Raw genomic sequence first — 25,252 nt, forward strand, 5'->3', positions numbered from 1 at the left:
TCGATGACCCCATGTTTTCTGGCAGCATCCTACTACAACATGACTTGTGTGTACTTAGTAGCCTTGGCAAGGAGAGGGCAAGCTCTGAGCCAGTGTTTTCCCAGTCTTTGCGAGTTTTACAGCGATCGACAGCGACTGAGTCTACGAGCATGAGGTAAGCCGCCGAGGCTAGCAGGATGCGCGGCGGAGACAATGGTGTAGGCATGATGAATACATCCTTAGCGGTGCAGACGCAGCGGTTGACCAAACGGTTTGATCGCCAAACCGTTCTGCAAGATATTGATCTAGAAATTGAATCCGGTGCTGTATATGGCCTGATTGGCCCCAACGGCGCGGGTAAGACCACCCTGATTCGCCTGTTAGCGATCGCCGAATCCCCCACGCTGGGCGACATTTTGCTCCAAGGTGAGCGCTTAGATACCCATCGCCCCCAGGCCCATCTCAAGCGGCAAATCGGCTATCTGCCCGATGACTTTCCGCTGTATCCCGACCTCACCGTCTGGGACTATCTCGACTACTTTGCGCGGTTGTATCACCTCAAGGGGCAGCCGCGGGTGCGTAGCATTCATCACGTGCTGGAACTGGTGGATCTGGAGCACAAGAGCGACAGCCTGATCACGACGCTTTCGCGAGGGATGAAGCAGCGCCTCGGTCTGGCGCGCACCGTGATTCACATGCCGTCGCTCTTGCTGCTGGATGAACCCGTGTCCGGGCTGGATCCCATTGCCCGGCAAACGTTTCGCCAGGTGATGCGCAATCTCCACAGCTTGGGCATGACGATTTTGATTTCTTCCCATGTGCTCAGCGACCTGGCCGAACTCTGTACCGCGATCGGCATTCTGGAGTTCGGCTACTTGGTCGAAAGCGCCCCGTTAGACACGCTGTATCAACGGCTCAGTCAGTCGCAAATTGTGATTAGGACGCGGGGCAACTTAGCGGATTTACGTACCGAGTTAGCCAACTGTCCGTTGGTGGCTGACCTAGTGACCGACCCGGTAAACCAGCAAATCACGGTGACGTTTGCTGGCAATGCGGACGATGCGGCGGACTTGCTGCGATCGCTCATGGATGCCCAGCTCCCCCTCTCCGAATTTCATCCAGTGCAGGAAAGTCTGGAAGATATTTTCTGCAAACTCGGCCATACCCAAGCCACCTAAATTCCCCAAAAAATCCGACTATCACCGTCTTGGAGACCAGCTATGCTGCTAAAACTCATCGGTTCTCTGACCCACCGTACTTTGGATCGGCTGGGCGATTGGAACCCGCAACTGCTGCGAGAACTCAAAGGCCGATTAAAGGGCTTGCCGGTGCTGACGGCAATTGGGCTGTCGGTGCTGGTGCAATTCGTCATCTGTCTGGGCTTTGTCAGTGCGCTACCGGGTGCAGTCGTGGCCGACGATCTGGTCCTGGCCACCTACCCCCAGATTTATTGGTCAGCGGTGTCCCAGTTGCCCCTTGACTTACAAACTGCGGTGCTGCCCACCGATGCCTCAGCACAAACTGTGCTCAGCGCTAAGGGGCTGTTTATTCAATCGCTCGAAACTGAACCAGCCGTCTGGGGCGAAGTCCCAGGGGATGCCAGGGCCGATGCCCAACTTCAGCCGGGCGATCGCTTGCTGGCTCTGGATGGGGTGCCCGTGGCCGAGCTAGAAGCCGACATTAAGGCCGACGTGAGTGGAGATCGCAATGCCGTTTGGGAAAGCCGCCATATGGATGCCCATCAGCAAGCGATCGACGACCTCATGCGAGGCACCACTAATCATCGACTCTCGCCCGCTGATCGATCACTCATCGAGACCACCGTTGACCTCACGTTTTATCGTCCCGAGGTGGGCGAGTTCACCGTGACGCTGCCCCGTGTGGCCCTGGCCCGCCGCTCGTCCATGTATTGTCTGCGCCAATCGCGCTACTCTAACCGCTGCCAAATTACCGCCGATCGCCAGCATTACCTAACCAACTGGCCCCGCTGGCACGAAGACTTTTTCATCGCGCTGTCGGGTTTGATGACGCTGTCGCTGATGGGGTTTGGCACCTTTCTCTTGACCAACAATGTCATCGAAGAACATCGGCAGGGGACGCTGAACTTTGTGCGCATGAGTCCCCGGTCTGCGCTCACTGTGTTGGGCGGCAAACTTGCCGGCGTGCCCATTTGCCTATATCTAGCGATCGCGGCGATGGTGCCCTTGCAAATCTATGTGGGCCGAGGCGCGGGAATTGGGAGCTTTCACCTATGGGGCTTTGACTTGGCCGTACTCAGCCAAACGTTGATTTTGTACATGGCCGGACTGCTGCTGGGGCTGGCGACGCGATCGCCGCTGTTACAAGCGTTGATGCCCTGGCTCGCCGCCGCTGGCGGGTTAGCCCTGCAATGGGTGGTTGGGGCCATTTCTATCCACATTTGGGAACATTACTTGTCGACGGCTCCAGCGAGCGCCCTGAACTGGGCCGTGCTGTTTTCTCCCATAGGCAGCGCCGGATATTTCCTCAATATTGACGGCTCGGCCCCCTCCATTATGGAAGTCGGCAGTGCGGCCTCAGCGTTGCCGCCCCTTAACCTCAGTCTCAGTATCTTTCGCGTCAATTTTGCGGAATATACGGCGCTTACCATGCTGCACGCGGCGGGCTGGTGCGCCGTGTTTGGTCATGCGCTACAGCGGCGGTTTGAGCAGCCCACCCAGTCACTCATGGCGCGGCGCTACGGCTACCCATTAACTGGGGTGTTTATGGCGATCGTCCTCGGTTTGTCAGAGACCCAAGCAGAATCCTATGACCTGTTACCGATTCTGGTGCTGATCACGTTCTTGGGGCTGCTGTACAGTCTGGCCCTCATCCTGAGCCTCAGCTGCGATCGCCAAACGTTGCAAGACTGGGCTCGGTTTCGCACTGCCCGGACATCCCACGAAGGGCGGTTACCCCTGGGGCGCGACTTGCTCATTGGCGATACCAGTTCGCCCGTCATCGCGATCGGGCTGAACCTGGTACTGATGGCCACCCTGTTCACCCTTTGGTTGTTGCTGCATCACCGCCAGCTCTTCGCCACCAAGTTGGCGGTGTGGGGCTTTGTCGGCAGCCTTTGCCTATTTGTCGGCTCCCTCTTTTTTGCGGTGCTAGCGAATCAGGTGCTGTTGCTCTCGAAGCGGCAAAAAAGCTGGTTTTGGTACAGCTCCATCGGCAGTCTTAGTTGCCTGCTGTTTCCGGGGTTAACCCTGGCGATTGGGGTGGGGTTGCTGCCCACGGCGGTCAGCCGCGTCACGATTTGGGGCCTGCCTTCCGAAGTGGCAATGTTCGCGATGCCCGCCAGTTTGATGGGGGGCTGAACGCTGGTGTTGGCGATGTTCCATTGGCGGCAACTGGTGTTAGTCGGTCGGTCGGAATATCAACAGTTGGTAGCGGGCGATCGCGATCGCTCGCTCCGGCCCCAGCGACTCCGATAACATGGAAGCGATCGCCCCCTTGGCCTGACCATGACTGGACTGACGAATCCCCCCACGCCAAAATCGCCCCTGATTGACGAACGATTTTGGCGCAATTTTCTCCCGATGCCAGCGGGCAACCGCTTTCAACTGGGCGATCGCGCCCCCGACTTCACCCTGATCGAAGCGGGCACCCGCCAGCCCTATCGCCTCTCTCAACACTGGGGCGAGCGCCCGGTGGTGCTGGAGTTCACGCGCATTTTTACCGAGCGGCACTACTGCCCCTTCTGCTTTCCCCATTTGGTGGCGATGAACGACGCCTACGCCAAATTTGCCGCTGCCGGAGCCCAAGTCATTTTGATCACGAGCACCACCCTGGCCCAAAGCCAGACCATCAAAACCGATCTCAACTTGCAGCCGCCGCTCCTGTGCGATCCCTTTTGCGAAGTGTTTCGGCAATACGGGGCCGGGCAAGCCCTGGGAGCCCCGCTATCAGCTCAGTTTGTATTGGATAAATATGGTCGCCTGCGCTACTGGCACCACTTTTCCTTTTTGGACTACAACGCCGAGCCATTGCAGCTGCTGTACACCCTATCGACCTTGCCTTCAGATTGATCGGGGAGTTTCCAGTGCAGCCGCCGCACCATAAGGAGTCGTAACAAAGCTAGGGCAAGTGGGGAAAAATTTGGCATTATCTAGAGCAGAGCGCGGCGGCGTTTTACGCCCGTCGTGCTTGCCATCCCGGTCAACCGCTTATCTGACTGTCATGACTGAACCCGTTGAACCCATCGTTTTGCCCCCCGCTGAAAATCCTGAACAGGAGGGGCAATGGCTAAAAGCGACCCTGCATGAATGGCTCAACACGGAGTTTCCGCCCGAAGCCGTCAACGCTGACATTGCCGAGCGGGCTTCGCAAGTGTTTGTGCGCCAGCGTATGGAAGGCGAAAATGACCTGGGTTCCCTAGTGCTGGCGATCTTGACTGAAATGCAGGCGTTTGACTTTTCTAAAAGCTTTTACGGTGAATTTGCGATCGCTAACGCCGTCAGTGATCTGTTGCTCGACAGCCTGGGAATCGATCACTGCTGCGGGGCCGGGTAGAAAACAGGTCGCTCACGAGTTTGGGACGTCTGTATGGCTCCTGCTTCGTCTCAAAAGTGTACAGGGTGGGTTCATTGTTGTCGGAGGCGATCTTAAAACCTTGAGACGACGTAGGGGCGTACGGCCGTACGCCCCTGCCGACAACGTCAAAACGATCTTGCAGAATTCCTTCGCTGGTATAGCAGAAGGTTGAAAGGTGTAAGGTGCACGGAACGCCTTTGCCTCGGGCAGTTCGGTCATTGAGAGGGGCTTGACCTAATGGCGGCTTGCTATCTGAAACCATCCTGCTTTGCCCTGCAAGCCTGCGACTAACTGCCCAGCTTAAAGGCTTCGACAAAGAGGCTGTAGGTGAGGCCGATTTTGAGGGCATTCATGACTTCTAAAAGCAGGCTATTGCGCTGGGCCGGAGCTTGCGGCGGACGGCGATAAACCAGCCAACTAATCAACTCCACCAAGCCCAGCAAGATCGCAGAGACCACCACGTCGAGTTTGGCCGCCTGGCCCGCGATCGAAGAAATGGCGATGCCAAAAAAGTTACCAAATAGTAGGCCAATAATCACCAGCGACAACCGTCGCCACGGGTTAAATACCCAGCGACCAAATTGGTTAGACGCCGATGAAACCAGAGTCGAGAAACGGGTGCGCTGCATGGCGGTTAGGGAAGCGACAATGAGCCACAGGCAGAATGAAGGCCGCCTTGAGAGCAAATGAAGGCGAGCTGCTCTGGGGATAAATTCAACCCCCGGCTAAAGTCTACCCCGGCGAACTGATTACCGGGGGTCAGCTCGGGAGCGGCCGCCACAAACCCATCCCCCGTGGCGGGGGCCGCGTTGGGAGTCGTCAAAATGGCTCCGGCAAAATCCGTTTGGTCGATGATGGCCCTCTGGAACCAAGCGCCTCGGAGGTCGGCGTCGCGGAAGCTGGTATCGGTGAGGTCGGCAGCTTGGAGGTTGGCATCTTGCAAGACGGCCCCAGTGAAGTCGGCAGTGGCAAGGGTGGTCTCGCTCAGGTCGGCACTGTTGAGTTGGGCCGCGATCGCCGTTACCCCTTGCAGGTTGGCCCCGGTAAGTTGCGCCCCCGCTGCATTCACCTCGGCGAGCCGCGCCCCCGCTAAATCCGCTCCCAAAAGTTGGGCTTCGGTCAAATCAGCCTTGGACAACCGGGCCTCAGTGAGGATGGCCTGGTCAAGCACCGCTTGGATGAGACTGGCATGTTCCAAATTGGCCCGGCTGAGATCGGCCAGGGTGAGATTGGCCTGGTTAAAATTGACTCGCACGAGGCCACTGCCCACCAATCGTCCCAGGGTGAGGTCCGCGCCCGCCAGGTTGGCATGACTCAGATCTGCCCCGCTCAAATCAGTGGTGCGATCGTCGTAGGTGTCGGGGTAAGTATCCGGGCCGGGACTGTAAAACTTGGCCCCTTGCAACTGCGCCCCCGATAAGATCGCCCCTTGCCACTGAGTATGGGCCAGGGATTGATTTTTGAGCACAAGCTGAAAGTCGCCATCGCTTTCGGTGACAAAGCCTAAAGTCATGCGGCTAAAGTCTAGCGGTTCTGGGTGATCCCCAGTTTCTAACAGCAGCAACTTGGTGATGATGCGGTTGACCGTTTGCAGCCGAATGATCGTGGTGCGCCGCATGGCCGGATCCCCTGGCATCGCCAAATCGGCGGCGAGTCCTTGGTTGAGCCGCCGTAACGCCGGAAACGCGGCAGGGCCTCTGGCAACGAGGGCTTGTTGCAATGCATCGAGCCATAGCGGATCATTCGTCTGCGCAATCAGATCCACCAGCAGCGGGGTGACGCGATCGTCAGGCAAATTGCCCAGGGCTAACACTGCGGCCCGCCGGGCCTCGGCATCCAGTTCAGGATTGGTCAGCGTCGAAACCAGGTTGGTATACAACATTTCCTCCGCTGACGGTGTGGTGGAAACGGCTGGGCGACCGAGCAAAAAGTAGCCGCTAATCCCGGCCAGTCCGCCGAGGGTCAGCAATAGCCCCAGCCCCACGCCCAGCTTGGGTAGCGTCAGATCTTTGCCGCCCCAGCGCGCCCCATCGGGATTGATGATGACCGCCGTTGGCCCGACGGTCTGCAACCAGTCCGAAGCGCGACCGAGTCCCAGGGGTACTTTGGCCTCGGCCTGCCAGAGGGTGGAAAGATGGATCATCGCGCCAGTCTTTTCATCGATCACGCAGGTGCCCGCGAGCCAGTCATGCCAGGCGCGACGGGGGCGATTGCCTAAGCCAGTCAGACTTTCACAGAGCAGGGCAGCACCGCTGAGCCCCACCAATATGCCCACGACGGGAAACGCGCCGCTCAGGTGCCACACTGCGTAGGCGATCGCCAGGGGGCTGCCCCATTTGCCCACCGCCTCACGAATGAAGGCGCGACCGACGCCGGGGGGCTGCCCTTGTAGGGTCAACACTTGTAAGCCGAGCCAGCGCTTGGGCCAGCTGCTGCCCGATCGCCCCAGCCTGTAAATGTGTCCCGCCGCGAGGAGCACAGGCACCCCGAGGGCCGCCGACCAGAGCAAATTGGTGAGGGCGGGCACTTGGCTGGGCAGCGATCGCGGCGACAATCCCAAGGCTTGGGCACCTTGCTGCTGCACGACCTGGAGCGGAGCCGCCAATTCGGTCTGGGGCGTCAATGTCGGCTGTTCCTGGGCGCGTTGGTTCACCACCTGCCCCAAATAAAATGGCCCCACCACACTGCCCGCCAACACCGCCACCTCCAGACTCCAGGCCAGCAAACGTCGGCCCACCGTGGGGAGCATGGGGGCCACTGCCAGGGTTGGGGTCGTCGTTTTATGCGACGGCGGGCGCTGCGATCGCGGCGCTGCCGTACTGTTCTCAGCGGCAGGGCGGGGCGCGGGATCAGCCGCAGAGGAATTGTCGGGTCGCCGGGATGAAGTACTCATAATCGACCAAGGCGGACATTATGCCTCCTGTTGTACCACCGTTGCCGCGATCGCAGCGCCAAATTGCGCGACTTGTCAGAAAAACTGCCCCAATCGCGACTTTTTGCTTTCACAATTTTCTGATGAGGATGGCGCGATCACGGTGAGGCGATCGCCGTTTGAGCCCTCAGACTGCCCCAAGAGGGATCAACACTTCACTAGAAAATTGGCACCGTCGCATTAATACTGAGGCCAAAAAACGTATCGTCAAAAGTCACGCGACTCTCGGAAGAACGACCATAGCTGAGCCCGCCAAACAGTGACATGCGCACCGCTGGGGTGATGGCATATCGCAATTGCCCTGTCAGGCGCTGATACGTTTCGTGGCGCGACTGTTGGGTAAAGTCAGAAATCGTGAGGCGATACCCCAGGCTGGTTTCCCATTGCGAATTAATCTGATAGCTCAGGGCCGCCCCCACCGAGTTCAGCACGTTACTAAAGCGTTCTGGATCGCTGAAAAAGAGTTGTCCCTGGTAATAACTATCCAACGTGAGTTGTGGCGTCAGGCGATCGCGACGGCCCACGGTGAGATCGATCCCAGTATTGGTAAAAAACTGCTCAGTAAACCCCGCCTCGTAAAGCAGTTGGTGACTCACGCTCAACTCGCCATAAGCATTAGCCGATAATCGCTGGCGCACCCCCGCTTGAAACCGCACCTCGTCATAATTAGAGGCGCTTTGTTCTTGATAACGAAACAGGGTTGTCCGTGCCGACAATAGCAACCCCGTGTCAGGCCCTAAAGCCGGAAACGCCAAAATGCTGATACCAGGACGAACGAGTTGGTCGCCAAAACGTCCTTGCACCGGATCTTCAAATAAAAAAATGTTGTCGCTACTAGACGCCGCCACGAACGAGGAGAAATAAGCGACCGGACTGCGCGGAGTCGGGGGCGCAATCTGAATTAGCTCCAGAATGCCCAGTTCAGGATCTTGTAGTGGACTACGCAGTTGCAGAACACCCAATTCATCATCACGGCCAACCTGACCGACCTGGATCACCCCCAATTCAGGGTCACGCGGCAGTTCAGCGACGGTCGCCGGGTTCGCAGCAGCGGGCTTGGTCTCCGGCACCGCCGTGGGCCGGGGCAGCTCAACGGTCAACGGGGCGCGCAGCGGAGTCGGTTCAGCCCCCGCCAAAAATTCACTCAGGATGGGGGCCGCACTTTTGGGGGCTTTCTGATCAATCCGAGATTTGCCAGCAGTGCTGATGCCGACCGATGAGTCCTGAGCGATCGCCGCATTCCGGGTGATTCGTCGGCGCTCCCCCAAGAACTCCAAACGTTGTAGCGACCCAGCAGGCACAGTGAGCATTCCCTCCGCCACGGTAAGGTCGCTCAGGGTTGCGGGTCGAGGTGCCTGCATCTCCGTGCCCCCAGAAGACTCCGCTGCTCCCGGCGATCGCTCACCCTGCGCATCGGACAGCGGCGGGCTAGGCTCAGGCACCAGAGACCCGGTGGTCAACGTTTCTAGGGATTGCGCCTGCGCCGGAGCGATCGGCAGCGCCAGCACTAGAAGCAGCCCATAAAGCCGCTGAGCTTTCAATAAGCTATACAAATAGCTGACCAGTGATAGCTTCACAAAACAAATCAGACCGTTGGAACTGCTAGAGGACTCGCCGCCCAGTCGCTGAAATCGGCGATCGCATCATATCCGCTGCGACGAGTCGGCCCAACCAAATCATCAGGGCCATCAGCGCTACAGTCGAAACACATCACGGAACACAAGCTCATCAGGGGAAACACACGTTACGCTGCCATCAGTTCTGTCCGGCTTTAGCCGCGCCTATGACTCGCTAAAGTGACTAGTGACAGAACCGATGAGATTAAGATGATAGAGGTTTACTGTAGATGCCTATGAGCCAATATCACCTTCAATGGCCCAGACTGACAAGTCTCATCGGTGTCTTGTCCGCCATTGCTAGTCCGGTTTTAGCACAAGCTGAGGTGCCGCTCACCCATGGCAACGTCCAGACCCATCGCAACCGGGTCGAGATGTTGCTGCAAGGGGGGCTAGTGCGGCCCGTGCGCGATCAAGATCGTTTAGGCTTCGGCGATGCCATCCGGACAAATTTGGCATCTCAAGCAGACTTACAACTCAACGACGGCTCCTTTGTCCGCCTGGGAGAGTTGACCACATTTTGGGTGGTACCCAATACCCGTAACCTTTGGTTGGCCCAGGGCACGGGACTGATGATGCTCGCTGATAGCGACCCCACCCAGATTGAGACGCCCAACGCCATTGCCCAAACCCAAGGCGCTACCGTCGTCATCCGCCATGTTCAATTACCGGACACCACGCCCCAGTCAGGGATCCGCCCCGGCAGCGCCGCTACTTTACCAGGCAACACTGGGCGCACAGCGGTCATGGTCCTCACCGATCCCGAGCGCCACGGGGTGCAAGTGAGCTTGCGGGACGATCGCCGGGTTGAGCTCACCGCCGGACAGATGGCGATCGTCGATGGTGACATCCTCTATCTATTTGAATTCGATCGCGACCTCTTCTATCAGACGAGTTACCTAGCCCAGGGTCTGTTTACGCCCGCAGCGACCACCGGTGAAGCAGCGACCGCAGGCACCGAAACCACCGCCTCTAGCGCCACCGCAGAACCGCCCTCTGAGTTCACTGGCGATTATTGGCTAGACCCTCGGTTCTTGTCCCCCCACGATGCCGCCCCCGCCGAGAGTGGCTGGTTATTTCCGGCAAATACCAGCCCGACGGCAACAGACTCCCTTCCGCCAGCGGCCCCGACCGACAGCACCGCCCCAGCCGCGCCCAGTGCGCCGGAACCGGCGATGACGGATCCCGGCACCATGGGCGGCACCACGCACAACGATTTGAACATCGAGAGAGAACTGACTCCCACCCCGCCAGCGCTGCCCTCGATTGAGGAAACATTGCCTCCCCCCAACGACTCAAATACGGAGGGACTCGATATCCCAGCGGGTGTCATTGCGCCCCCCGCCGAGCCGTCTGTCCCCGAGCCGCCTGTCCCCGAACCCTCATCCGCACCCAATGATGTGGCCCCGCCGAGCGCTGAGCCGCCCCCTGTAGAAGGCGCGCCCTAAATGCGTCGAAAAGGCGCTCAATAGTTCACGCGGTAAGCGGTGGGTGCTTTTCCCAGCAATTCTTAGGGTGCGTTTCTAAGTGCAGGAAACACCGTTCAGGCTAAGTTTATCGAAGCCTGTTTCCCCCTTCGACAAGCTCAGGGAGAACGACAAACGCTCAACCACGAGAACTGTTGTGTCTTGCCACGATTAGTCGTGTGAACTGAGCCAGTATGCAGACTGAGCCTGCCGAGAACGCTAGGGCTGCTGACGCCTGACTGCCCTGGCACAATGGCGACTACTTTCCTCCACTCAGGCCGCTTTGAAGCCAATGCCAAGATGGAACCAATTTCAAAGCGGAGATGGCGATCAGCAGTCGGACGAGGGGGAGCGACGGCGATCGCGGCCCTGAGGGGTCAGACTATTACGAAACGTACAGTTTTCTGACAAAGCTCTCGATGTCGGGCGGGGTTTATCAAGCTCAGATGAAGTATCCGCACCCACTGGATCCCCATGCTCAAGACCGCCGCGATCGCAAGGGATTGACCCTGAAAAACTGTGAAGTTTTCACGAAGATATCCTGAACGCATGTGAACAAATGGGCAAGCATGAGTAAGTTATAGTTGTAATTACTGAAGCCCTCACACAAAACTGAACGTTCAGTGACCCGTCTTAGGTAACAACCCATAAAGTTTTGGTAAGGTTGTTAAGTGATTCGCCGTCCACATATCGGCGATCGTGTGTTCCCGTCTGATTCGCATCTACGCTCTCGGGATAGGTTTGAGCTAAAGTCTGTCCCTAAATACCGGGGTATTCGTCTAGGTATAGTTGAGAATTTCATCTGGTTTACGAGAGTCCTAGGTTTAGGCATTTGTCTGAAACCTCCGCTCCTGTTGGTTATCTAGAGCTGGTGATTATGAATCGCTTTTTCCGCATGCCATCACTCCAGCTAGTAGGCTGGCCCAGTTTGGTGTTGGGCTTGCTGGGTATCTGGGGCGCATCGCCCGCCCAGGGGCAAGTTCCCCTCACACGTGCAGATGTCGAATCGCTTTACAATCAAGTCGAATTTCTTCCTGAGGGTCAGGCTGCACGCCCCGCCCGGTTGAATGATTGGTTATCTATCGGGGATGCTCTGCGTACGGCACTCGGAGCCAGAGCCGAACTCCGCTTCAATGATGGTTCTCTAGCCCGGGTGGGCGAGCGTGCCACCTTTTGGTTTGTGCCCAACACCCGCGATTTTCGCCTTTCGAATGGGACTGCCCTATTTTTGATTCCGCCTGATCGCGGTCCCAGCAATATCCGCACCCCCAGCGCCGTCACTGGAATTCAGGGCACCGCCCTCGTCGTTCGCCATATTCCTCACCAAGGCTGTGATGCATCCGCCCTCCTAGTCGACCAGTCTGACTGCCCAGGTAGAACCGTGGTCATGGTCTTAACCGACAGTCCCAAGGGGCCTGTAGAGGTCACCGCCAGTGAAGGCAATTCCGCCTTGCTGTCAGCCGGTGATTTGGCAGTTGTGGAGAATGGCAATATTCAAGTGATGGAGTTCAACCTCCAACTGTTTTACGACACCAGTCCCCTCGTATCAGGTTTGGAGCTAGATAACCCCGACTTTGAAGGCACAGGTATGCCGACTGACCCAGTACGGCAAGAGACTTGGCAAGGCATCCAATCCCAGGCCCAGTTCAATGGCAATTTTGTGCTCAATCCCAGTGTGGTTGATTTGGATGCGCAATTGGACACCGCCATGAGCTGGTTACTGCCCGCTGATGGCAGCGACTCGACCCCGTTGGCTAACAACTCCGCAACGACTCCGCCCAATGCTCTGGCACGAACTGACAACGCCGCCGTTCAGACTCCTGGCAACCAGTCGATGATGTCCATCTGGTTGACTCGCCCGGCACCCACCTCAGAAGTGCCTCAAGCCCCGGTGCCTGGTTTGATCATGCCGACTGGGCCGGGGCAACGACCGGCGGGGATACTGCCTACCGTCATGCCCAATGCCGGGGGGCCACTAGTCCCAACGGTGCCGATTGAGCGACCGGATCCCAGACCAGCGGCAGTTCCGGGGGGGGCACCAGTCCCAACGGGGCCGATTGAGCGACCGGATCCCAGGCCAGCGGAAGTTCCGGGAGGACCACCAGCCGAGATGCCGGGTGGAGGACCGCCAGCAGAGTTTCCCGGGCAACCAGAAGAATTTCCGGGCGGACCGAATGAGTTTCCGGCTGGGCCTAACAATGATTTGCCCATTGGGCCAGAGCCCGGAGATGGCGGTCCAGATGTGGTAGTACCCGACCCGGTGGTAGTACCCGACCCGGTGGAAGTGCCCTTTGACCCAGCAGGATAGTTTTGCGGTGCTTAGTTGGGCTGAGTCGGCTGTTAGCAAACACCGACTTCGAAGTTTCGGGTTGCTAACGTTCAGTGGCGGTAGCGGTTGATTCAGGCACGGGGAGCGCGATCGCGTTTCTGCAGCGGTTCTTGACCAATCAGCAGGCTTCGGCAACTCATCAGCACTCGGTATCTTGCCTTCTCAAATACGGTTGGTTATGGTGTGAGAGACTCAATATCAATGGGTCATTTTGCTCAGTTGGCTGTTTCTGCTTGCTACCACTGTGCGCTCAAACAAAGCTCTCAAGATTGATTTACAGGCAGCTTATCCCTGTCCTTGTCGACGTAGTGGCGTTCTCAAACCCATTACGCTGACAGAGGCTTTTGGCTGTCACCGATGCCAGCAGATCTTTGTCATTCAAGATGATGGGTACCTGTTAGAACAACTATCAACGCACTACCCTTACAAACGGGTTTGGTATTGGACGGGGAGCCAATGGCGGTTGGATCATTCCGCCCTCAGTAACCATTACCTACCATTAGCCACCATGCTATTTGGGGTCGGCATGTTTGTTTTGCTGTTGGCAATCTTGCAACCCCCCAGCAGCTTAGGTATGTTTTTGCGCTTGCTCACCGTCGCGGCTGTTGCTTTATTGTTTTTAGTGGTTTTCTGGCTGTCTTGTCGCCGCTAAGTCCGAGCTCTTTGATTTCTGGAATGATGCAATGACTTCTGTTCAGTCTCTGGCCGAGCTATCGGTGCTTATCAGGCAGGTACGCGAGGCTGCTGAGGCTCTGGAAGTTAGGCTCATCACAGCGGCGCTACAAGCAGCCGCCCAAGCCTTCCGCGAGGCTGCCGATGACATTCTGGAAGCTAACACCCTCGATCTCGAAGCCAGTTTAGAAATGGCGGTGCCGGAGCTGGTAGTCGAGTGGCTCAAGCTCACGCCAGAGCGGTTAAACACGGCTATCAACATTTTGGAGCGCTTATCACAGCTGGATGCGGTGACCAGTTTGACCCATCGACCGCAACCCGCGATCGCCCCCACTGATCACGCTTACTGGCTGCGCGAACCCCTCGGGGTGATTGCTTTAGTGTACGAAGCCTTTCCCGAATTAGCCATCATTGCCGCCGCCCTCAGTCTGCGGGCAGGCAACGGCTTGATTTTAAAAGGGGGGCACGAGGCCAGCCAAACGAATCAGGTAATTGCCGACGTTTTTCAATCCGTCTTGGCTCAAGTTGATTTACCAGAGCAACTGATTGTCTCGCTGTCGCCGAGTGAAGGCGAGGCCGCGCGGCGCTGGTTGATGCAAACCAGTGAATTGGACTTGGTGATTCCCTACGGCCGGGCCAGCTTAGTCCAGCAAGTGATGCGGGATGCCAATTCCCCCAGCCTGAGCACGGCAATTGGTAATTGTTATTTGTACTGGGCACCGACCGCTCCCGTTGAGGTCGTGGCGAAGATGATCATTGCTAGTCATCGAGGCAATCCAGAGCCAGTCAATGGTATTGAAAAAATCTTGGTGGATGAAAAGGTCTCGTCTGTTGCGGAGCGGGAGCTCGAACATTTGCTCAAAGAGAGCCACCTTTCAGTTAAGGAAGTTGTGCCTCCCACCCTGTCATCTCACCCTGGCACCACCGTGGAGGAGATCTGGCAAGAGGCTCAGCTCAATCACACAGTTTTGGTGACCCGAGTGCCCAATTTGCCCGTAGCGATCGCCATTATCAATCGTTATAGCAGCGGCCATGCCGACTGCATTGTGACGAACTCTTACCAAGAGAGTATGCAGTTCGCCAGTCAAGTGCACAGTGCGTCGATCTATGTCAATTCGTCACCGCTGTTTCGGCGCAATGCGACCCATGCCAGTGCGATCGCCCTCGGCATGTCGCCCCAACGAGGGCTCAAGAGTAGCCGCATTACCCTGGAAACTCTGCTCACCCACAAAGCCGTCATCAAGGGATTGGGCAATCTGTAATGGCGCTTGTAGCGAGCCGATTGCCGTAACTTCTGAATGCCGCGAACAGCCCGATCATTGGGGTAAATAGGTCGTCCGAGGTCGGAGCGGTCATAGCCACGCCGCTGCCTATTTCTGCATATTTCGTAGTGAGGTGAACGATTTTGACGGGATGCTCGGCATCCCCCGCAGTGCCGTTCCTCCGTCCTTGATTAGTGGGAGGATTAGCGGTGCCGGACAGGCTAGTGCAGCGTCAAACCTAAAACTTAGGGCTTGCTCCTGGAGGGAGCCACTGCATGAACGACCAGCGCAGCCCAAACGCCCAGATCCCGCTCATCCTGAGTTTGTCGTCGGCCGTGCCTGCCCGCAGGGCATAGGAGGTTGGCGACTGTGCATCACCGTAAAATCAAGCACTGACCGAGCACTAGGAAGCCGGCCTAAAGTTTTGACTCTCCGAGCCAGGGATTGCAAAGGAGTGACTTTTTCACTTCAGATATCGCCCCCCCTTTTCGTTCATCCTACTGTGGGGGCACAGGTAGTGCATCTTAGAGAGCCGTGATATGATTAGAAACTCTGTGCATAAATTCACGCTAGAACGCAACACGTACCTCTATGGCACTGCTACAAGAACGCAAACAGGAACTCATTTCCGAATATCAGGTTCACGAAACCGATACTGGCTCTGCTGAAGTGCAAGTAGCCATGCTGACTGAGCGCATCAATAAACTCAGCCAACATTTGCAAGGCAATAAAAAAGACTACTCTTCACGGCGCGGTCTGCTGAAAATGATTGGTCGCCGTAAGCGTTTGCTGTCCTACATCGCCAAGAAAGACGTTAATCAATATCGGGCGTTGATTGGTCGTCTCGGCATCCGCCGATAGATTCTCACTTGCAGGTCTTGGAGCGTTGTTATGTCCGCTGATGCAGAGAACGATCGCTTGCCCTTTGAGCCCAAAGGCAAGCGTCAAAAGTCTCCGAAAGAGACAGCTCAGCCTTCCGCCGAGAAGTCGGTGAAGCCACCTAAAGCGATGGCTAGCAAAGCCCCGAGTCAGCGCAAAGCCAAGCCGTACTCTCGCGAGGAAACTAGCATTCCAGAAGTGGTGAGCCGTCGGATGCTGCGCCGGATGCTTTATTTTTCGGGCATGCCTGTAATTTTGGGGGTGTTCGTATTCTTCGTCAGCTACGTGCTGATTGTGCAGGAAATTGCCGTATTGCCCAACGTTGTCGTGTTGTTAACGACGTTAGCTTGTTTTGGCCTGAGCGTAGTCGGCCTGAGCTATGGGGCATTATCGGCTTCTTGGGAAGAAGGCACACTGGGTAGCCTGGTAGGGTTTGAGCAGTTTCAGGTGAACTTTGGACGGCTTATCGGGTCTTGGCGACAAGCCCGAGAAGAGCGCCGCAACAGTTCTTCTAGCTAGGCGATTGCCAGTTTCAATCAATCTTGTTTGGTAGCCCTGGAGCGATCGCGATCGCCCCAGGGTTTGTCTTTCTGGTCACGTCTTCAACCATCTCTATATTGCTGGCTGCCCCTCATCGCGGGGGTAGCGTCCTTACGGACTAGGCCACGTAATTATAGTGAGGGGCGGCATGGGATTGCAGTTCACAAAGCTACGCCGTCCCTCTTAACTAGCAAAGTTGTCTTTGTATCCCAAATAACGAGAAGATAGGAGCATCAATCACCGCTGGTGGCCCTCTGCGTCATGTCTAACCACGACTATCTCGAAAAGATTTTGACTGCCCGGGTGTACGATGTGGCCCAGGAAACGCCTCTGGAAGTCGCGCCCCGACTGTCGGAACGCTTGGGCAATACGCTACTGCTTAAACGCGAAGATATGCAGTCGGTATTTTCTTTCAAATTGCGGGGGGCGTACAACAAAATGGCCCAGTTGCCCCCTGAACGCTTAGCTCAGGGAGTCATTGCGGCATCGGCGGGCAACCATGCCCAGGGGGTGGCGCTAGGGGCCAAACGGCTGGGCACGTCGGCCATTATTGTGATGCCTGTGACTACGCCCGAGCTGAAAGTGAAGGCTGTGGAAGCGCGGGGCGGCGTAGCGGTGCTGCACGGTGAAACCTTTGATGATGCCTACGCCTATGCCTGCGAGTTAGCCCAAGAAAAGGGCATGACGTTAATCCATCCGTTTGATGACCCGGCGGTGATTGCCGGCCAGGGCACCATTGGCATGGAAATTTTGCGGCAGCATCAAAAACCGATTCACGCGATTTTTGTGGCGATCGGGGGTGGCGGTTTGATTGCGGGCATTGCGGCCTATGTCAAACGCTTGCGGCCAGAGATTCGCATGATTGGGGTTGAGCCGGTGGATGCTGACAGCATGAGTCAGTCTTTGCAGGCGGGCCAGCGGGTGACGCTCGACCAGGTAGGGCGGTTTGCCGATGGGGTGGCGGTGAAGCGGGTGGGCGAAGAGACTTTTCGCCTCTGTCAGCAGTATGTGGATGAAGTCATTTTGGTGAATACCGATGACACCTGCGCGGCCATCAAAGATGTGTTTGAGGATACCCGGTCGATTGTGGAACCCGCTGGAGCCCTGGCGATCGCGGGGGCCAAAGCCTATGTGGAACGGGAGGGCATTACGGGCGAGACGCTGGTGGCGATCGCCTGTGGGGCCAATATGAATTTTGATCGCCTGCGCTTTGTGGCAGAGCGAGCCGAAATGGGGGAGCGGCGGGAGGCCATTTTTGCCGTCAACATTCCCGAAGGGGCGGGCAGCCTGCGCCAGTTCTGCAAGTGCATTGGCAAACGGAACTTAACAGAGTTTAACTATCGCATTGCCGACAAAGCGGAGGCCCATATCTTTGTGGGGCTACAGGTCAAAGACCGCCAAGATGCCAGCCAGATGGCAGCGACGTTTGAGGCTAACGGTTTCAAAACCCTCGACCTGACGGATGACGAACTCACTAAAATGCACCTGCGCCACATGGTGGGAGGGCGATCGCCCCTAGCCCAAGACGAAGTGCTGTATCGCTTTGAGTTTCCCGAAAATCCGGGGGCGTTGATCAAGTTCCTCAACTGCATGAGCCCCAATTGGAATATCAGCCTCTTTCATTACCGCAACAACGGCGCTGACTACGGGCGCATTGTGCTCGGCATTCAAGTGCCGTCCGCCGAGATGGCTGACTGGCGCGCCTTTTTAGACACGGTGGGTTATCGCTACTGGGATGAGAGCAACAATCCTGCCTACCACCTGTTTTTGGCCTGACCGAGAGACCTCCTCCAGTCTGCACAGGCCAGCCGGGGGTTAATCCTGCACCGCCTGAACGGTGGTTGCGGTGGGAGGGTGCATCGGCAACGAGAAGTAAATCGTGGTGCCCCGGTCGATCGCGCTCTCGACCCAGATCTCGCCATTGTGGCGGTGGATAATGCGGTTGACGATCGCCAGCCCAATTCCCGTGCCCTGAAACTCCTCTTGTTTGTGCAAGCGCTGGAAGGGACTAAAGAGCTTGTCGGCATAGGCCATGTCAAAGCCAACGCCGTTATCCCGCACAAAGCAGGTGCCATCGGCCTGTTGGCCAATGTGAATAAGCGCGGGGGTGCGATCGCGGCTAAATTTCACGGCATTGCCGATCAGATTGCTGAGCACCTGTTGAAGCAAAGCCGCATCGCCATAGACCGTGGGGAGCGGGTCTACCGTAATTTCGACTTGCTCCAACGTTTCATGGGGGCCTTCGGTGAGTAGGGCGATCGCCTGCTCCACCAGTGGCCCCAAGGGCACCGGACGGGTACTCATATCACGCCGCCCCACGCGCGACAGGGTGAGCAAGCCATCAATTAGCCAGCTCATCTTTTGACTGCTGTTTTCGATCACTTCGATATAGTGCAGGAGCTTAGCATCCGGCTCTGCGGTGGTGATCGCTAGGCGTTGTTTCAGCGCGGCGATAAAGCCATTGATATGCCGGAGGGGCGCTCGCAAATCGTGAGATACCGAATAGGAGAACGACTGCAACTCTTGGTTGGTGGCCGCTAACTGCTCGGCTTGGTGCTCTAATGCCTGGCGTGCGACCACGAGTTCGGTAATGTCGCGGGAGGTGCCAATGAGCGCATAAACCTCACCATCAGGACGTTTGAGCGGAATTTTGTAGGTGTCTAAATGCACCCGTCCTCGGGGCGTCTGGATGGCTTCTTCAAGGTGGAGAATTTCCCCCGTCTGAAATACCTGTTGGTTTTGGGCGGCATAAATGCGGGCTTGGTCGGCGGTAAAGCATTCAGAAACGCTCTTGCCTTCAAAGTCATGACGGCGGCGGAACTGGGCAAACTCGGTGACGACCTGGTTGCCAAAGGTCATGATGTTTTGGGCGCGATCGATCACAAAAATTTGATCGGGCAGTGCATTCATAAAGGTAATGAGCTCCGCTGTCCGCTGTTCGACTAACTCTTCCAGTCGCTGATTTTGATCTGCTAAAACCTGATTCAGTCGGCGCACTTCTTCCTCCGCGCGGCGACGTTCGTCAATGTCACGAATCAGAACGAGCGCTTCATCCTGGGTGAAGGGGACCACTCTTGACTCTTCCCACCGGAGCCGCCCATCAATCTCAAGTTGATATTCAAATACTTCGGTTTGTTGGGTGGCGATCGCCCGTCGCACTTGAGCGGTGCGCTGGTTGGCTAAGTGCGTTGGCAAAAAGTCGTGGAGATTCCGCCCGATTGCGGTTGAGTTCGGCAACAGCGCCGGAAATTCGGTGGGATGGTGAACATCCAAAACCATTCCCTCCACGCTGATCCGAGTGAACATATCGGGTAAGGCATCCACAATGGCCCGATTCAGCGCTTCACTTTGTTGCAGGGCGGCCTCGGCTCGCTTGCGATCGTCAATATCGCGCACCAGCACCAGCACCTCATCCGCAGGCATGGGCACGATCCGCGCCTCTTCCCACCGCAATCCGCTGTTAATGGGTAATCGATATTCGTAGATTTGCGTGTCGCCCGTGGCTAAGGCCCGCTCCACCGCTTGCATCCGCTCTGCGGCGACATTGGGCGTCAAGGTGTCTTGCACCAAGCGGCCCACGTGCAATTCTTTGGGACACGCGACAGGGAAATGGCTGGGATATTGCATGTCGAGACACAGGCCATCGCGCCGCATCCGAATGAGCAAATCGGGTAACGCCGACAGGATGGCGCGGTTCAGGGCTTCACTGGATTGTAGGGCCGTTTGCGTAGCGACTTGCTCCGTTACATCGACAATCAAGCCATCCCAAACATAATCGCCGTTCGCTTCTCGTTCAGGTCGCGCTAACACTTGGAGCCATTTCAGTAGCCCCGAAGGTGTGATGATCCGGCAGTCAGCTTTGAATGGAGCCAGGGTTTGTGTCGAGTGTGATAGCGCTTCTCTTAACGCAGCCTGGTCTTCTAGGGGTATCGCATTCCAGGCAGCTGAAATGTCGGCAATGGCAACCTCCGGCTCAATCTCCCAGATGTCGCGAAAAGCAGCGCTGAGATAGCTGAAGCGATCGCGCCCGTCGGCACTCTGATGATAGCGATAGATAATGCCTGGGGTATTGTCAACCAGCCGCTGAAAGCGGGCTTGGCTGGCACTCAAGTCAGCCTCGGCTTGTTTCAGCGCTGTCACATCGATCAACACGCCATCCCAGGTGTAGCTGCTGTCAGTTTGGGCTTCACCTCTGGCGACGGCCTGCACCCATTTCACCCGCCCCGAAGGCGTGATGAGGCGATATTCGTGTAACCAGTCGGTGCCTTGGGCGATCGCGGCTGCGATCGCGGCTTGGAAGGCGTCGAGATCGTCGGGATGCATCAGTTCCCAGGCGCGCCTGGCATCGTTGCAGATGATGTCGGGTTCGTATTCCCATAGATCAATGCTGCCGGGACTGACATAGCTAAAGCGATCGCTGCCGTCGGCATATTGGTGATAGCGATAAATGACCCCCGGCATGTTGGCCGCTAACCGTTGAAAGCGCTCCTCACTTTGGCGCAGGGCAGCTTCGGCGCGGCGGCGCTCAGTGACATCGACCCCGATCGCCCAAATCCCCAGGTCGGGAATGGGGAAGAGATCAGAAACATTCGACCAGGCAATGATGCGCTGACTGCCGTCTTTACAGGTAATCTCCCATTCCCAATCGCGAAAATTATTGCCCTGCTGTTGCCAGCGGGTGAGCATGGCCTGGCGATATTCCGCATCGGGATAAAGAGACGCAAACGCGCGGGGATTGCCCACAATTTCTGCGGTACTGTAGCCCGTGACCCGCTCGCATTCATGATTCCAGAGCGTTATTAGCCCTGTCTCATCAAATGCGTCTAAGAGTACGGGCATATTTTCTAAAATCTGTCGCCAGTTGGCTTCGCTAGCCTGTAGGGCTTGGTGCGCGTGCTGCCGTTCGAGTTCGGCACTGGCCCGAGCGGCAAAGATGCGCAGCAGGGTGACGGCATTGTCCAAATGTTGGATCGGTTGGCTGTGGATCAGACAGATTTCTCCGACGATTTGCCCCTGGGTGTCGGTGAGAGCTACACCGATGTAGCTCTCAGCTTGCAGTTCGACTAAATCTGGGTCATGGGGAAAGGCCGCCTGCACCCCTTGCGGACAGCAGTAAAAGCCTTGCTGCAAGGTGCGATCGCAGGGCGTATTGGCCCGGTGGTAAGTCATGGCCCCTTGTGGTTGCTGGTGACTCCAGAACACAATGCTGCTTAGGGTCTCGGCGGCGGGGTCGAGTTGGTTGATCAAGACATGATCGACCCCGAGGGTGTCAGCGAGCTGACGGGCCAACGCCGGAAAATAGGCTTCGCCGGTGACTGAGGCCGTGCCTTCGACGACGCTGCGCAGCGATCGCTGTGCCAAGACTTGCTCGGTCACATCCTTATACACCGAGGTCAAAAAGGCGGGCTGGGTGTGGTCGCCCTGCACCGCCGTCACGACGACTTGTACATGCCGCACTGAGCCATCGGCACAGATAAAGCGGAGGTCAATTTCTTGGGCGGCGACTTCGCCCTGGATGACGCGATCCATCATGCCGATGTCGTGGGCCAGGTCTTCCGGATGGGTAATTTTGTCGTAATGCTCACCGATCAATTCTGCGGCGCGGTAGCCTACCAATTGGCAAAAGGCGGGGTTGACGTTGATATACGTGCCATCGAGGGCAAGTTGCGTCATCCCGATTGCCGATTGCTCAAAAATGGATTGAAAGACGCGATCGCTCCAGCTCTGGGCGGTTTCGGCCGCCACGCGATCGCTCACCTCGCGACCATTCACCACAATGCCCTGCACCACCGGATCGTCCAGCAAGCTGGTGGCAATCACCTCGAAATAGCGCCACTCTGGCTCCGACTGATGCCGCACCCGGCACTGCAAGGCGGGTTGGGGCACGCCGGGCTGAACGATCGCCGCCGCTCGGACGGCGGCCACCATCGGCCAATCTTCCGGTGCGACTAACCGCAGGACTGAGCACCCTTGCAGCTCAGCCGGGTCATGGTGCAGCCGCCCCGTGATGGACGGCGTCACATACTGAATGCGGCCCCGGCGATCAAGCAGCATGACGACATCAGAAGCATTTTCCGTGAGGCGACGGTAGTAATGCTCTTGCTGGCGGAGGGCGGCTTCTGCCTGCTGGCGTTGATAAGTATTGGCAAAGAGGTCGCCCACGATTTTGAGCAGGGCAATCTCGTTTTCTGACCAAGCTTTGGCCTCGGTCAAGGCAAAGCCAATGGAGCCAATCAGTCGCTGGCTATGATACATCGGCACCACCACCAGCGATCGAGTGCCCATGGTCGCCATCGCTTGGCGCTCCCTGATGGCCTCGGCGGGCACTTGGTGCATGTCCTCAATGACGATGATCTGTTGCTGGTCTAACTGCTCCGTCCACCAGGAAAATTGCCCGATTGGAACGCGGTGCCACGCGGTCGGAATGGGAGTCAGGTCGGCCGCTTGCCACTGACTATACAGGCAACTCTGTTCGGCCGCTGGGGAGATCAAGTAGACATAACTACGCTGCGCTCCGGTCGCCTCGGCAATCACCTGCAGGGCTTTGTGCATCGCCGCTGATAACTGTTCGTGGTCGCTGGACAAATTGACAAACTCGGTGGACAGCTGACTCAGCAAGCGCTCAAAGGTGAGGCGATCGCGCAGTTCTTGTTCCAGCGCCTTTTGGGCGCGGATGTCGCGAGCAATGGTAGACAAGAGTTGCACGGTACCCTGCTCGTCTCGATGCGCCGCCACCGTTTGCGAAATCGGAACTTCGGTGCCGTCAACGCCGACAAGGGCGGTTTCTCCCTGCCAGGTGCCCTGGGCGATCGCCGTTGGGATGGCATCTTTCAGCAACCGGTCCAGCGCCCACGCCGGATGGAGGTCACGAATGTGATGACCATCACCGTGATCAGGCCGCTGCGTCTCGGTGATGAACTGTCGCAGGGCGGGATTCACATAAATGACCTCGCCCGTCGGCGTTGCCATCCCAATAAAATCGGGGGTCGCTTCAATCACTTCCAACAGTTGCTGCTGCTGCGACTCACTGGCTTTGAGGGAAGTCAAATCGCGAATGCTGGCGACAATGCCCGTGATTTTGCCGCTGCTCTCTTGGTAGGGGGTCAAAGTAACGCTGTGAAAGCGTTTCCCGACTTGAGGCAAGGTATACCAGCATTCATAGCAAACTTTTTCGCCCTGCAAACATTGGTCTAATAAGGGCTGAATCAGTGCTGCAAAGATTTCCTGCCCCAGCACTTCGGCAACGGTTTGACCAATGATCGGTCGCTCGTCCGGGCCATACCACTGGCGATAGGTTTGGTTAATCAGCTGATAGCGATAGTCAGTATCTAACAAGCAAATGGCATCGGTGGCGGCTTCGACCATGTGGGCATAGCGCTGGAGCGATCGCTTGGCTGATACCCGCTCCGTCACATCTTCATAACAGCAAAAAATGCCCAATAGCTCACCGTCAGGAGTCTTAAAAGGAGCTTTGGTCGTTGCCACCCAGCGCTGGCGACCGTCGGCGTAGGATTGGGCAGATTCGTCAAAGGTAATCGTTTCACCCACGCTCATAATCTGCCGATCGCGCTCAAGAAATAAGTCCAGCGATTCGGGTGAAAAGACCCCAAAATCATGGTCGGTTTTCCCAATCATCTGACTGGGATGACTGACTCCCATATCTTGAGCAAAGACCTGGTTACACCCTAAGAAACGGCCCTGGTAGTCTTTCCAAAAGATCCGCTGCGGAAGATGATCGAACACCATTTGTAACAGCGATTCAGACGCCTGCAAATCGAGTTCGGCCTGCTTGCGATCGGTGATATCGCGAGTTATCCCCACCACCTGCACTGGCTGCCCCGCCGCATCCAGCACCGGAAAGCTACGCTGCGAGAGCCACTTCGTTGATCCCGAAGGCAGCTGAATGCGAAACTCAAGTTCGCTAGGTTGGGGATTGGTGAAGAGCACTTCTAGGTACTGTATGAAGGCTGCCCGGTCATCGGGATGGACTCGCGTCAGCAGCGCCGTCACGTCATCGGCGATCGCCGCGATCGGCAGTTCCCAAATCGCCTCAAAGTTGGGACTGTTATAAATGACTCGTTGCGTCTGGACATCATTAATCCAAAACACGTCTTGAATCGTTTCAGTCAAGAGTTGGAAGCGCTCTTCGGCGATCTGGGCGGCTTGGGATGGCGGCGCACACGCACTCAAGCTCATCACGTATGCCGGGGGCTGGCCAGGCTCAGACTCCCACCGACTGACCGCCACTTGGCCTTCGCACACATCTCCCTGCGCCGTTTGAAACGATAGGCGATCTCGTTCACCGAGACTCATCGGCTCGTCACGATCAGGCCCAGCCTCCAGTTGCGATCGCCCCGCCGCCGTCAAAAACTCGCGCCACGGTTTGCCAATAACCTGCGATCGCTCATAGCCCAGCCACGCCAGCCAGCGATCGGTTACTGCCGTCAGTCGCCCCCCCGCATCCGTCGCCTGCAACAACGCCGGGACCTGATCGTGAAAAGGGCGATCGCACGTCATAACGACTCCATTTGCCAACGCAAAAGTTCAAGAAAACGCCCGCAAGCGCAAACTCCGGGACGGCAAACCTTGGCTACAGAATGCCCCACTTCTCACTAAGATGTCCGCTTTTTTCCACGAGTCTTAACGCCCGCCCCTGGCTCACACACATCCTCCGCGCTTCCCTCCTCATCCTGTAGGGTAATGCCGCGTTCTTGTTCAATGGCCATCCTGGCCGTCTGAGGCTGCTGAGCCAAGCCGTGTAGATGTCATTGTGGGAGCGATCGGTGAGGGCGGCAGGCTAGCAGCCTACCTACCCGACAGGCGATCGCTAGGACTAGAACCGACAGAAAAATTGGGCCAGGAACAAGCCCGAACATTCAGTGGACTAGTACCGCTCGGCGTAAATTTACTACCCATTAGCCCTCACCCTAAATCCCTCTCCCAAGCTTGGGCTACTAAGTACACATAAATCCCTCCTGGGCTAGTGACCATCCCTGAAAGATGGCCTCAAATTTCCTGAGCCC

The 25,252-nt window shown here is 57.0% G+C and carries 15 protein-coding genes; 11 read left to right on the forward strand and 4 right to left on the reverse strand.

Annotated elements, in window-relative coordinates:
• Positions 1 to 206: 206 nt before the first annotated feature.
• The 4 genes from JUK32_RS10810 (at position 207) to JUK32_RS10825 (ending at position 4,512) form a co-directional block, all read left to right on the forward strand.
• Entirely contained in the window at positions 207 to 1,157 is a 951-nt protein-coding gene (locus JUK32_RS10810) for an ABC transporter ATP-binding protein (RefSeq protein WP_204138866.1), read from the forward strand.
• A 42-nt stretch (positions 1,158 to 1,199) separates the two neighbouring features.
• Positions 1,200 to 3,317 (forward strand): hypothetical protein, encoded by a 2,118-nt coding sequence (locus JUK32_RS10815; RefSeq protein WP_204138867.1) that lies wholly within the window; start codon positions 1,200 to 1,202, stop codon positions 3,315 to 3,317.
• A 147-nt stretch (positions 3,318 to 3,464) separates the two neighbouring features.
• A complete protein-coding gene (locus JUK32_RS10820; RefSeq protein ID WP_204138868.1) occupies positions 3,465 to 4,028 on the forward strand; it encodes a redoxin domain-containing protein in 564 nt (187 codons plus the stop codon).
• Positions 4,029 to 4,179: 151 nt separating this feature from the next.
• The gene (locus JUK32_RS10825; protein ID WP_204138869.1) at positions 4,180 to 4,512 is read left to right on the forward strand and encodes a hypothetical protein; all 333 of its coding nucleotides are present in this window, start codon (positions 4,180 to 4,182) and stop codon (positions 4,510 to 4,512) included.
• 308 nt (positions 4,513 to 4,820) lie between these two features.
• Here the strand turns inward: JUK32_RS10825 and JUK32_RS10830 are convergent, their stop codons facing one another.
• The 3 genes from JUK32_RS10830 to JUK32_RS10840 form a co-directional block, all read right to left on the reverse strand.
• Positions 4,821 to 5,162 carry a DUF565 domain-containing protein gene (locus tag JUK32_RS10830; RefSeq protein ID WP_204138870.1) on the reverse strand — a complete coding sequence of 114 codons (342 nt, stop codon included), beginning with the start codon at positions 5,160 to 5,162 and terminating at the stop codon, positions 4,821 to 4,823.
• A gap of 5 nt (positions 5,163 to 5,167) precedes the next feature.
• Positions 5,168 to 7,426 (reverse strand): pentapeptide repeat-containing protein, encoded by a 2,259-nt coding sequence (locus tag JUK32_RS10835; protein ID WP_204138871.1) that lies wholly within the window; start codon positions 7,424 to 7,426, stop codon positions 5,168 to 5,170.
• A 197-nt stretch (positions 7,427 to 7,623) separates the two neighbouring features.
• Positions 7,624 to 9,042 (reverse strand): hypothetical protein, encoded by a 1,419-nt coding sequence (locus JUK32_RS10840; RefSeq protein ID WP_204138872.1) that lies wholly within the window; start codon positions 9,040 to 9,042, stop codon positions 7,624 to 7,626.
• Between the two features lie 326 nt (positions 9,043 to 9,368).
• Here JUK32_RS10840 and JUK32_RS10845 point away from each other — a divergent pair, with 326 nt between their 5' ends.
• From JUK32_RS10845 to ilvA, 7 genes are all read left to right on the forward strand, one after another.
• Entirely contained in the window at positions 9,369 to 10,529 is a 1,161-nt protein-coding gene (locus JUK32_RS10845; RefSeq protein ID WP_204138873.1) for a FecR domain-containing protein, read from the forward strand.
• Positions 10,530 to 11,379: 850 nt separating this feature from the next.
• Positions 11,380 to 12,855 carry a FecR family protein gene (locus JUK32_RS10850; protein WP_204138874.1) on the forward strand — a complete coding sequence of 492 codons (1,476 nt, stop codon included), beginning with the start codon at positions 11,380 to 11,382 and terminating at the stop codon, positions 12,853 to 12,855.
• A 265-nt stretch (positions 12,856 to 13,120) separates the two neighbouring features.
• Positions 13,121 to 13,528: a hypothetical protein gene (locus tag JUK32_RS10855; RefSeq protein ID WP_204138875.1), complete on the forward strand. Its 408-nt coding sequence runs from the start codon at positions 13,121 to 13,123 to the stop codon at positions 13,526 to 13,528.
• A 31-nt stretch (positions 13,529 to 13,559) separates the two neighbouring features.
• Positions 13,560 to 14,810, forward strand: a complete 1,251-nt coding sequence (locus JUK32_RS10860) for an aldehyde dehydrogenase family protein (protein ID WP_204138876.1) — start codon at positions 13,560 to 13,562, stop codon at positions 14,808 to 14,810.
• A gap of 591 nt (positions 14,811 to 15,401) precedes the next feature.
• Positions 15,402 to 15,671: a 30S ribosomal protein S15 gene (gene rpsO, locus JUK32_RS10865; RefSeq protein ID WP_204138877.1), complete on the forward strand. Its 270-nt coding sequence runs from the start codon at positions 15,402 to 15,404 to the stop codon at positions 15,669 to 15,671.
• A 30-nt stretch (positions 15,672 to 15,701) separates the two neighbouring features.
• Entirely contained in the window at positions 15,702 to 16,208 is a 507-nt protein-coding gene (locus tag JUK32_RS10870; RefSeq protein WP_204138878.1) for a PAM68 family protein, read from the forward strand.
• Between the two features lie 282 nt (positions 16,209 to 16,490).
• Entirely contained in the window at positions 16,491 to 18,005 is a 1,515-nt protein-coding gene (gene ilvA / locus JUK32_RS10875) for a threonine ammonia-lyase, biosynthetic (protein ID WP_204138879.1), read from the forward strand.
• 39 nt (positions 18,006 to 18,044) lie between these two features.
• On the opposite strand, the gene JUK32_RS10880 is transcribed toward ilvA, so the two are convergent.
• Positions 18,045 to 24,764 (reverse strand): PAS domain S-box protein, encoded by a 6,720-nt coding sequence (locus JUK32_RS10880; protein WP_204138880.1) that lies wholly within the window; start codon positions 24,762 to 24,764, stop codon positions 18,045 to 18,047.
• Between the last annotated feature and the right edge of the window lie 488 nt (positions 24,765 to 25,252).

The sequence above is a fragment of the Halomicronema sp. CCY15110 genome, assembly GCF_016888165.1.
Taxonomy (GTDB): Bacteria; Cyanobacteriota; Cyanobacteriia; order Phormidesmidales; family Phormidesmidaceae; genus Halomicronema.

Excerpts from the sequence above, each read along its gene's own strand:
- JUK32_RS10810 (WP_204138866.1), top strand. The coding sequence starts at position 207 with ATGAATACATCCTTAGCGGTGCAGACGCAGCGGTTGACCAAACGGTTT.
- JUK32_RS10815 (WP_204138867.1), top strand. The coding sequence starts at position 1,200 with ATGCTGCTAAAACTCATCGGTTCTCTGACCCACCGTACTTTGGATCGG.
- JUK32_RS10820 (WP_204138868.1), top strand. The coding sequence starts at position 3,465 with ATGACTGGACTGACGAATCCCCCCACGCCAAAATCGCCCCTGATTGAC.
- JUK32_RS10825 (WP_204138869.1), top strand. The coding sequence starts at position 4,180 with ATGACTGAACCCGTTGAACCCATCGTTTTGCCCCCCGCTGAAAATCCT.
- JUK32_RS10830 (WP_204138870.1), bottom strand. The coding sequence starts at position 5,162 with ATGCAGCGCACCCGTTTCTCGACTCTGGTTTCATCGGCGTCTAACCAA.
- JUK32_RS10835 (WP_204138871.1), bottom strand. The coding sequence starts at position 7,426 with ATGAGTACTTCATCCCGGCGACCCGACAATTCCTCTGCGGCTGATCCC.
- JUK32_RS10860 (WP_204138876.1), top strand. The coding sequence starts at position 13,560 with ATGACTTCTGTTCAGTCTCTGGCCGAGCTATCGGTGCTTATCAGGCAG.
- rpsO (WP_204138877.1), top strand. The coding sequence starts at position 15,402 with ATGGCACTGCTACAAGAACGCAAACAGGAACTCATTTCCGAATATCAG.
- JUK32_RS10870 (WP_204138878.1), top strand. The coding sequence starts at position 15,702 with ATGTCCGCTGATGCAGAGAACGATCGCTTGCCCTTTGAGCCCAAAGGC.
- ilvA (WP_204138879.1), top strand. The coding sequence starts at position 16,491 with ATGTCTAACCACGACTATCTCGAAAAGATTTTGACTGCCCGGGTGTAC.